We start from the raw sequence: 10996 nt of genomic DNA, 5'->3' as shown, positions 1-10996 counted from the left end.
TAACTGTTATCGTTTCTTCTCCTGCTTCTAAGACATCGTTAGATGTAGGATAATCTAATAAAGTTAGTAAAGAAACAACAGAATATAAATCCCAAAAACACCTACATATTCAGGGAAAACCTGATCAAGAACTGCTTGAAATTGTAGTTTGGCTTACGAGATCTATGTCCCAACCAGCCAAATCATGTTTAAGCAAGTAGGGGGCGAACGGTTTACTTGACGGGTTCTAAGTCCCACGGGTGCTTACGTTCTACCCCGGCTACCGTTATAATAAAACCAAATAAAAATTGGTCAACCAGAAATATCTGGCTGACCTTATAATACGAACGGGTGTTATAGTTAAAGAATTAGGGCTATTTGCAAATAATTTCAAAAAATGATATTTTAAAGAAGAATTATTTTTGTTCGGTGTAAAGGATAGTATTAGTAAAAACTTATCGTCTTGATGATCACTGAGAGCAAGGATAGTAATACATTGTGTGTGCTTAGCACACTAGGAGGCAACAAACATGGAAAAAGGTAAAGTAAAATGGTTCAATGGCGAAAAAGGCTTTGGATTCATCGAACGTGAAGGTGGAGAAGACGTATTCGTTCATTTCTCAGCTATCCAAGGCGAAGGGTACAAAACATTAGAAGAAGGTCAAGAAGTGACTTTTGATGTTGAGCAAGGTCAACGTGGAGCACAAGCAGCTAACGTTCGTAAAGCTTAAATAAAATACCAAACCGGACAGACTCTTTTTTCGAGTCTGTTATTTATTTTTCTTAGAAAAAAATAACCCCACTCAAAAATGAGTAGGGTACTTAAAAACAGTAAATCAAATGGTAAACCAAGTGTAGCATATAAATTGTGGATCTCCTAATTTCATTGTATTTTTTACTCAGAGAAAAACTCTGTTGGCAACATAGAAACAGACTGAAACAAATCATGTGCTATGATTCAATAACATATCACTTTTTCTAATTGTGCTAACTGGCAGGATAATGGAAGGTGAGAAATTACTCCATTATATCGTAATCGACTCAAAAAGCTAAAAAAAATAAGACTAGGATTGTAAACTAGTCTCAAGTAATAAGTCATATATGTCTCTTTCCACAATTTCGTCAAACAACAATTTTAAAAAAGAATCATTTAATTTTTGTTCATAAGCCGTTAAATATATATCAATTAACGCTTCATTAGACAGTGTTTTAAATCGCATTACTATCTCCTTAGTATTCAATCCAATTTTATTACATAAATTTTCCACCCTAACCTTATAAAAAAGATTTCGAACAACATCTGCTTTATTATAGGGTAATTCTAGAAGTTTTTTAAATTTCTTTATTAAATTAAAGAGAAGTCTAACCCTTTTTATTATTCCAAAAGAAACAATGTGAAATATTGCACTTAAACTAACGGGTGTTTGTGGGGCCGAGCATAGGTCGTATCATATAGCGGGTGGGATTCCCGTCGAGTAAGAACTAGCCATTCGCTCGTAGCGAGTCTTGGAGGGCTAAAGATAACTTTAGTCTTTAAGCGTAGACAGTTAAAAGTAAAATTTAATGAAATTACTAAATGGTCGCTCTTTTTATTTGTAAAAAAACAAACCCCAACAATATTGATGGAGTTTAGAAAAAGGGGAGTCCGATAAACTATACAATTTTAAGGTACAAACCTTACATTTTTATTATGCTCAAATGCTTTACAAAATATACGAAGAAATCCAACCATCCTTACTCATTATGAAAAAGGATGTAGATGAGAGTGGCTCAACAGGGCTACTCTTTTAATATTGACTTCGTCTTACACTATAAAATCTAGAAATCAGTTTTTGAACTGAATCCTCGATTACTTGTTAATTGCTTAAATGTTCAACCTATTGTTATTAAATTTGTTGTCCCATTTGCTGAGCTTGTTGTGCTTGGTTAAATTGTTGTGGTACTGCTCAATTACTCGTATGAATGTCACGTTCATACAGAGGTTGTACAGGACGATGATTATCCGGGAAGATTCTACCGAAAGCATCGATTTGTGCTTTGGACATCTCAATTGGTTGCTCTAATATTACCCACTCAACTTTTTCAGAACAAGGAGGTGTTGTTAGCGAGCCATTATATTGAAATGAATTCCTACTCTTCGGTAGCAGGCTTGTCAAATTAATCGGTTGAATTAACTTGGTCTCCTCTTTGGTTTCTTTTTTTGGCAACTTGCCCCAAATCTCTGCCAAAGATTTGTTCTTGCTTCCTTCTTTGATCATAATGCCGAGTACCGCTAGCTTGTTATTTTTATCTTGATGCACTAGATGAATCTCCATTTCAAAGTTTTTCCCATTAAACTGGTGCTCACTTGGCTGGTGGAAATGAAATTGAGCAAGTTTGTATTCTGTTCCTTCCACTACTATGCTATTAATTGTTTCAGATGTATTGGCTTGTACAGTATGACTGTTATTCTTGAGAGAAAATATCGTTGGTTGGTAAGTGGTTTTAACATCATCCAATGCGTGATTTGATTGAACCCCAGATATTTCAATATTAATAGGTGATTGTTCCTTGCCATCGACACATTCAGAGTATAACGTATCTAATTCCCCCCAATTTTTTGGACTTGTTTCTCCTTCATATGACCAATGAGTAGATTGTTTGTTCTCTGCTTCAAAAGCTTCCTCTTCTTTTGGTTCAGATGCTTCCTTCGTTTGACCTGAGCAACCGCCTAGTGAAAAACTTAAAGATCCAGCTAAAAAAGCATAAAAGAGTTTCTTTTTCATAATTAGTAATTATCTCCTTTTTAATATTGATATAATCCAAGAAATCAAGTCTTGGTTATTAATAAAAATCTTATCTGTAAGGTTTTTTCTCGTCTGATCCAAACGTAGCAGGCTATTAACTTTCCAAGTCATAAATGTTAAATTTATAAAAAAAACGATTGTATTAAGTTATTTTAGGATACCAGCGGCACTATATAAGTGATCATTGATTGTATTAAAACTGCCTTCTATAGGGTAGTTTTTTCCTTATGAAAAGAACCTCCATTAAGTGGTTCTTTTCATCTAGCAATTTATCTATAAAATTAGGGGTGTTTTAATTATACCAATATTAACCAATGAAAAAAGAGGAAAATATACTAGTATTTTCTAGGTAAAAATAACTTGAAATTTCATTCTGTAGAAAATCTAATATCCAACGTTTTAGGAAATGAAATTGCAAAAGTTTAAAGAAAATACATAAGGTAGTAAAGCACGGATAAAATTTATTCCAATATATAAATAAAACTAAGGACCCCTCTCGAAAGCATAAATGTACAAAACATTCATAAGGAGTATTTATAAAAATACAGAATTACTCTGTATTCTCCGAAAGGTTGTGGATTAATAAAAAAACCAATGGCAGCTGTTTTTGCATGTTTGGATTTGTAATGGGGATTGCACAACTTGCTGGTACGATTTGCGGTTATATACAAATAAAAATACAAAAGGACTCCTTGATATGGGAGCCCTCATGTGTAGTAACTTCTCAGATATAGAAAAGTTATTTATAATTATACAATGAATTGCAAAAATATGATTAATAATTTTTTGACTACATTAGGATAATCACATGAAAATACTAATTCCTTGGTGGCTTTTATTTCTAAAATGAAAAAGAACTCCCGATCAGGAGTCTATTTCATGTAGCGTTTACTATTATATTACGCTTTTTAAACTACCAATATCTACTTATTTAAAAAAGAGGAAAGGAAACTAAGGGTTGTTAGTCCATTTTATTTAAGGGTTTCCAAGACAGTCCTCTTCAGCGTTCTAAACTAAATTTTTTTAAAAACAAGTGTAAACTCATCACCCCCCCATGTGTTGCCAAAGCACCCCTAATAAGTGCTTTTGAAAAAATCTAATTGGAAATCTCCCAGTTCCTTTTATCCAATATCCGTTCAACCCAAAAGCTCTAGCTCTAGACTTTTAATAAATAATTATTATTTAGGGTAGAGGGAAATGCACTCCTACCCTAAATGCTTTTTTCCTTTACAAAGATACTGTGAAAGTATCAAGGCGGAAAGGATTTTATATAACTAGAAGGCGAACAGAATAATAAATATAAGTAAATAAAAAACAAATTTTGAAAGTTTGAATAACGCTATCTTAATTAATGAATCACTTTCGGCAAGCTGGCAATAAGGACTAGCAACTGCTCTTCAGTGTTTGTCCTCGGGTGTGTCCTCGTCGTTATTAAAAATTATTTAAATGTATTTCAGGTGAAATTTTAAAAATGGTTGATATGCTGAAGTTTTCCACATTTTGACCACAAAACATATAGAATGGTTAAGAATTCCATTATAAAAAGGATTTAAAAAAAGCCTGGTTGACAGGCTTTTTAGGAAAAGTCTTTTTCCGTTTTTTTCATATTATATATATAAATTAAAGAACGTAAGGAATATGGTCTTAAATGTGGCCGCCGCGCACCTCAGTTCTCAAAACGTTAATTATCAACGTTTCAAGGCTCTCAACCGAATCGGTTGGGTTTTTTGGGGGGTCAAAAAAGCGCTTGTGACCATATTTTGACCATATGAATTTTTTTGACCTTGTATTAGACAGTAAACAAAAAGAATCTAATTAGATAAAATGCGGGTACAGGATATTTAATAAAGGGTGAACAATGTTTCAATATATCATTAGTTGTTTTCTAATTTTATAGAAAGTATTTACATCCTATTAGCCGTTTTTGTTCAATATGGCCTTGAAATGATCTGCAAAAATCGGGCGCTATACTGGAACAAGGATAAGCCTTATTTTTCATTTTACGGCTATTATATTGAATATGTAGATGCATAAAAATTCTACTTTTTATCGTCTGACAAGCTTCTTTAGAAGCCGAAAAACTTGATATATCAACGAAGTATAAAATCATGCATAGTCGATAAACGGCAATCCCTTATGTATGGGATTGCTGTTTTTGCTAACTTCATATTTACGATTAACTGATAATGAATAAGATACGCAGTTAGTATTTTTCTTTTACCTTTATCGTAAGATATCACAGGTCTAAAGATTTATAAAAAAATTTCCAATTTAGGAAATTATTACCTTAAAATCACGAAATAAATAAATTAAACTAAAAGCTACATAAGAAGAGGTTCATTGTGCATTGCTTACCGATTCCACCCACCACAAACCATATTTATCCAGTGGTGACAGCGTAGCGTACCTAACTAATGTAAGAGTTTCGCATATTTATAAAATAATGTTAATCAGAGTGTCAAAAAATATTTTTTTGACACCCCACCAACGGGTAAAACCGTTGATATATCAATATTTATAGAGGGAGTTGATTTAATGACATTATCTCAAGGATTTTGACAATACTTCTTTGGACGGGGACCACGATATCGTATGCTTTTATCATTAAACCAAATAAGTTTTATAAGTATCCACCATAGTAAATGCATGTAGCTTATCTAAATATCGTTATATTTTTATTGGTTAAATTAATATTTTTATAGAGGAGATTTTCATTTTGAATAATAAAATAAAAAGTATACTGATTATTTTATTGAGCTTTTCAATTGTTTTCGGCGGAATTGGGCAAACAGTGGTGGCAAAGGGTATTAAGGATGCTAATCAAGGACAACAAATGAATTCTAGTAAGGAAAATGTAAAACAGTGGTTAAGTGAATATGAATTCTATGAGGACACCAGAATTGCAAAAATTTATGATCAGATGGCAATAAATGAATTAAAGCGTTTCGCGACAGTCATAAAAGAAACTAATGCTAATTTTGATTCTAAACGGATAGCGGAAATTGATGAAACCGGAGAATTTAAACAAAAAGATATTAATGATGTACTTCAACAATTGATTAACCAATATGAACAAGCCGTTCAAGAGGAGTACATACAAGAGGTGGTTCTTAAAAGTGATCTGCTCTTGAAAATCAAACATAAGTTAACCATATGTCTATGGGGTTATTTATCAGAAAACGATTTTAATGAACCAACTGAAGTTTTACTTGCAGATATACTCTTTAATTTTTATTTATCGGATAAAATTGTCAATAAAAATGCAATCGGTATCTTAAAGGATATCTCCGATCAAGCAGATTACAAAGAAAATCGGGTAAAAGCTCATTTGAATAACGCGGTGAAAATGTCTGAAAAAGGTAATGAGTTTCTAGAAAAAGATCTAGCTATCCCTGCCTCAAAATCCTATCAAAATGCATATAAACAAGTGTTATTCGGACTTGAAAAAGCTGGCTACTCATTTAATAAAGAGTTCTTTGAATCTACCTCAGACACTGATGGTGACACTATAACAGAGGGAATAGAATTCCTGGAGGGACTGAATCCATATAAAAAGGATACAGATGGTGATGGATTGCAGGACAATATTGAATATGAGGTTAAATCATTAATTTCTCCGACAAAATATGATACAGATGGTAATGGCATAAGTGACGCCGATGAAGATAGCGATGAAGACGGCCTGAGTAATAAAGACGAGCAAGCTTATCAAACAAATTTGATTAAGGGAGATTCAGACCAAGATAGTTTAACTGACGGATTTGAAGTACATCAGTTTAAAACATTACCTAATAAGGTTGATACAGATGGCGATGGGTTAAGTGATGGAGATGAATATGCTTTAAAGACAAATCCGAATGCTGCAGACAGCGACAATGACGGAATTGAGGATTCACAACAACTCTATAAACAATCGATTCGTCAATCATTGACTCAGCCTGATCAAGCAGAAATTAAAAGCGTAGAAGTTGAGTTTAGTGCAAAGGATAATATCAATCAAACAACTAGAATTAGCAGCACAAACAACGTTAAAACAACTAATTTACACGGTATGATTGGTTCTCCTGTAAGCATAACTACGAAATCAGCATTTGAGAAAGCAAGCATTACATTTACGTATGATAAAGTGAAGCTAGGAGACACAGCGGAAAATGATTTAGGCATCATTTGGTACAATGAAGAGAAGGAAATGTATGAAGGCCTTAACGCGGAATTGAATGCAAGTAAGAATACAATAAGTGTGAAAACGACTCGCTTTGGCGAATTTCTGATTGTTGATAAGAAAAAATGGCTGGAGCTTTGGAGTAGGGAAATAGATTACTCGGGGGCGAAGGGAAAGAACGATCAAGCTGCAAGCAGCAATAAGTTGAATGACATTGTCCCTAGCGACGAATCAGGTGATGGAGGGATCGATACAACAGATTCCGATGGTGATGGCTTATACGATATCTATGAAATAAAAGGAATGAAGACACCATACGGAATCATCTACTCAGATCCTAACAAGAAAGATAGTGACGGAGATGGATTAACCGATGGCGAAGAAATGGGTCCATTCCAATCATTCACGGTAACTATTTTTGGAGTTCCTATTCACTTTGAAGGTTTCTTTCCAAAGAGTTTTCCTGACCGAAAAGATAGTGACGGAGATGGAAAGCCTGATAAGGAGGATTTGAAACCGTTGTACTCTGATTTATCCAATACGGTCATTTTTCAATCAGACCGACCAGAAGGCCATGATGAAAATGGAAATGTCGCGAATGATATGAAAACAAATGATTATACTGAAGATGAAATCAAAGACATTAGCTGGATGTTCAGACTCCAATTACTGGAATCTTATTTCCCAAGTATCCTCTTTAATGAGTTCGAAGATATGTCAACAAGTTTGTTTGCCATGGGAGATATGGAAGATGTGATTGTAGATATGATTAATCATTTCAGGGATGGAACTGGTAAAGAATACAGAAACAAGACGTTAACGAAAGAAGCGAGTGAGCATGAAACAACGAAAGCCTATGTTGAATTTGTCAAAAAGGCCTTAGTCGATGAGCTGAAGAAAAATGGAGGAAATTTGGCAGCACTTAAGTTTGATCAAAGTACAAAGGATATAAATGCATTTTATAATTTTATCCAGAGAAATGCTAGTTATCCGACGTTTAGCACATGGAGTGACCGAGTAGGTGGACTGACCATTACGGTAAATGATACGTGGGGGAATACTGTATCCGTAAAAGATTTTCTATTAGAACGGAAATACTTTAAAGGAGTCATGCGTGTTCGTTTATATGATCATTTTGGGTTGGATCAGCCAGATGTTGAGAAGGTGTATAAGAACTTAGCAGGATTCCGTTCCTGGTTTGTCCTACAGCACTTTGATGAATATGATGGGAAATATAAGCCTTTTGTGTCTGTAATGGAAATGGATATACCATTTGAGGGAGAATTATGATTAAAGTTAATGTGAAAATTATCGTTTTGATGATTTGTACACTCTTTATTCCATTAAGCTTAATTGGATGTACAAAGAATGAGGAATCAAGCGGGGAAACAAAGATTTTCGAAATTGCCAATACAGAAGAGGTCGTTGGTCAAAAGGGTGAAGAAGTGGAGACTCTTAGAAAGCATTTTATGATTCTAAATCCACCAAAAGATTTAATAGAGTTGAAAGAATTAGTTGAAAAATACAGTAAGAATCATCCAGTTGAAGATGAGATGAAAAGAATCAAAGGAAAAAACAGGATTTTCGATCTGTCCTTTTATCGGGAAAGTGAGGATTTGCCAAGAGATTGGCAGCCTGATGAAAGGTACATGGACACAGATAGGCTGGAACATCATAAGAATGATCTAATTGCCTATACCATTTGGTCAGATGCTGAACCACAAAAGGAATACACTGTTTATGATAAAAGTAAGGAAGGAAAGGTCATGAAGCAGATGCATTTTATTGAGGATCAGCTTGTTGAGTGATACACTATCGATACAAAATAAGGAAATGGAAATTGTTAGAAACTAAAACAGGGACACTACATGATAGACTAGGGATCAATGTGAATATTTTCCATAGTGGTCCTCATTACTCGAATCGTTTCCATACCCAATTAAAACTTTAATATTCAAAGCTGGAAGCTATGAATACTAAGACTCGTAAAGCAAAGGAAGTTCCACTGTCCACTAAGACAATGAAACTCTTAAAGGAATACATGAACGAGTCAGACGACTTTGGAGAAGACCTGCTATTCCTTACCTACGATGGTAGAGAAATGCTCTCTAATACTTGGAGAACTAGACTTCATGAAGTTGCAGAGCTGTCTGAAGTTAAGAAATCTGTTCGTCCATATTTTAAGACACACAGGAGCATTACTTTACATTACAAATGGAGGAGAACCCTTCAGCTTACAAAAAATATTAGGTCACACAGACATGTCATTGACTAGGAAATATGTAAACATGACTAACATGGACGTTAAGAGACAACATAATTCATTTAGTCCTTTAAGAAATGTTTTCCGTTAAGCTTTCCCTTTATGGAGAGCTTTTTTTTTATGAGTCATTAGAAGAAATTAAAGAAGAAATAAGTGAATATATTGAAGAAATATTGCTTGGTACAAATTAGAGTTCTTCTCTAACAAACTGAGTGCTTTTGTTATAGATGATGGTCGATACGGCGGTCTTTTTCTTGTTGAGCTAACTGGCAATTTAGTGGAATAGCATTGTATTATTTGTATCAGGGGGTTGATAATAATGCCTGTTCATGAATTTGGAATCATTGATGATATTGAAATAGTGAAAAGAAATATTGGTTATGAACCCAAAAATATAATTGTATTTCTGTTGATGATGAAATTATTATTCACTTAAATGAGCATTTATCTATTATGAGAACCTACTTTCATTCGCTTGAACGTCCAGAGTTTGGGTTAGCTTTCTGGGGAATTACATTTATTCCACCTGAATCTTTATCAATGTTTTATGATGTGATTACATATTCAACGATATAGAAAAATTCTGCTGAACTTAATCAGTTAGCTTCTAAAATAATAAAGGCTAAAGAGGAAAATAAATATATTATTTACAAGCGATTTCCCAAACCTTGACACACTGATTTTTACTAAAGATTTTACTCGAAAATGGTGGATAAGAAAAAAGTTAATGGTATTCACGGAACTCTTTATCTTGAGGATATTGCAAAGGAAATTTTTCCAAATAGAAGAGAAACAGACTCTAGGAAGTTTTAATTGCTGAAAAAATATTATTCAGCTAACGGGTGATAGGATGAAACAAGGTGTTGCTGCGGCAACATCTTGTTGCTTGTTGAGCTTAACGGGGTAGTTTATTGAAATAAGTTTTGGGGATATTTTTGAAAAAAATTTTAAATAAGCAATTTTATAGTTCTTTATTGATAGTCATTTTATTATTTAGTGTTTTGTTTTGGAATCACTATTCTTGGTGGATAGCATTGTTTAATTCTATAGCTATTGTTCTAGTTGGAGTCATACTATACAAACCTGTACAGAAAATAAATCGTAATCGTAGGCGATATTTTCCGAGGTGGGTGCAATCACTAGTATTCTTTCTTTTTCTTCTAATTATGTTCAATTTTAGAAGCTACTTCTCCAACATAGCAGTACTTTGGTTTTGTGTTTTTGTATCGTTATTAGTAAATCTAATTTTTCCTGAATTACCTGAAAAATGAGGGGGGGAAGGGTAGTTATTAAAAGAGATTTCTTGTTCTCAAGAGTCGAAGAACAGGGCTGTCACTTTCGGCAGCTTTTCTTATTGAAGTAACGGTCAGTTTGATGAAGAAGGTTAATTAAAACAAGCAGAGAATTATTATGTATATAAATACACAGGGATGAATGTAACGATGAAAAAGAATAGGACATATACACCTAAAGCGTTTGAAGAAAAACCGACCAGGGGAGAAAAAACTCGTTAGTCTATTTATATTTTGCTTTCCAGCTGTTTAAGAGTTGGTAGTGCAATCCCGTTACTTTTCTCTTTAACAGTAATAGGACTTGTGTTTTAGCTACTATAAAAGGATGTTGAAGGGGAGATTGTGAAATGTTGTACTTAAACTATCGGGTGCAAGAGTTAAAGAATGGGATGGCTGCGGCGATCCCATTTTCTTATGTGCGCCCGGCATGGGCGATAACTTGGTGGTGAAAGTCCACTACAGGCTTGGCAGTAGGAACTGTTAGCCAATAGCAAGGGTGTCCACCGTGAGGTGG

The 10996-nt window shown here is 34.0% G+C and carries 6 protein-coding genes and 2 pseudogenes; 5 read left to right on the top strand and 3 right to left on the bottom strand.

The genetic code is table 11. The features are described 5' to 3' along the window. Positions 1 to 150, bottom strand: a pseudogene (locus E2K98_RS32490) (IS110 family transposase); the annotation flags it as partial. 359 nt (positions 151 to 509) lie between these two features. On the opposite strand from E2K98_RS32490, the gene E2K98_RS29155 reads away from it, so the two are divergent. Continuing rightward, entirely contained in the window at positions 510 to 710 is a 201-nt protein-coding gene (locus tag E2K98_RS29155) for a cold-shock protein (RefSeq protein WP_027322326.1), read from the top strand. A gap of 333 nt (positions 711 to 1043) precedes the next feature. On the opposite strand, the gene sda is transcribed toward E2K98_RS29155, so the two are convergent. Both sda and E2K98_RS29145 read right to left on the bottom strand, forming a co-directional pair. Beyond that, positions 1044 to 1199, bottom strand: coding sequence for a sporulation histidine kinase inhibitor Sda (gene sda, locus E2K98_RS29150; protein WP_133340383.1), 156 nt, complete (start codon positions 1197 to 1199; stop codon positions 1044 to 1046). Positions 1200 to 1925: 726 nt separating this feature from the next. Then, a complete protein-coding gene (locus tag E2K98_RS29145; protein WP_165976430.1) occupies positions 1926 to 2744 on the bottom strand; it encodes a carbonic anhydrase in 819 nt (272 codons plus the stop codon). Positions 2745 to 5481: 2737 nt separating this feature from the next. Between E2K98_RS29145 and E2K98_RS29140 the strand changes: the two genes are divergently transcribed. The 4 genes and pseudogenes from E2K98_RS29140 (at position 5482) to E2K98_RS29120 (ending at position 9862) form a co-directional block, all read left to right on the top strand. Next, a complete protein-coding gene (locus E2K98_RS29140; RefSeq protein WP_133340379.1) occupies positions 5482 to 8217 on the top strand; it encodes a DUF3289 family protein in 2736 nt (911 codons plus the stop codon). Then, entirely contained in the window at positions 8214 to 8735 is a 522-nt protein-coding gene (locus tag E2K98_RS29135; protein ID WP_133340377.1) for a hypothetical protein, read from the top strand. The genes E2K98_RS29140 and E2K98_RS29135 overlap by 4 nt, the downstream gene beginning before the upstream one ends. 161 nt (positions 8736 to 8896) lie before the next feature. After that, positions 8897 to 9202 carry a tyrosine-type recombinase/integrase gene (locus E2K98_RS32485; RefSeq protein ID WP_133340375.1) on the top strand — a complete coding sequence of 102 codons (306 nt, stop codon included), beginning with the start codon at positions 8897 to 8899 and terminating at the stop codon, positions 9200 to 9202. Positions 9203 to 9509: 307 nt separating this feature from the next. Further along, a pseudogene (locus tag E2K98_RS29120) lies at positions 9510 to 9862 on the top strand (short-chain dehydrogenase). The last annotated feature ends 1134 nt before the right edge of the window (positions 9863 to 10996 follow it).

This window comes from Bacillus salipaludis, from assembly GCF_004358205.1.
This window is presented reverse-complemented; position numbering and strand designations above follow the sequence as displayed.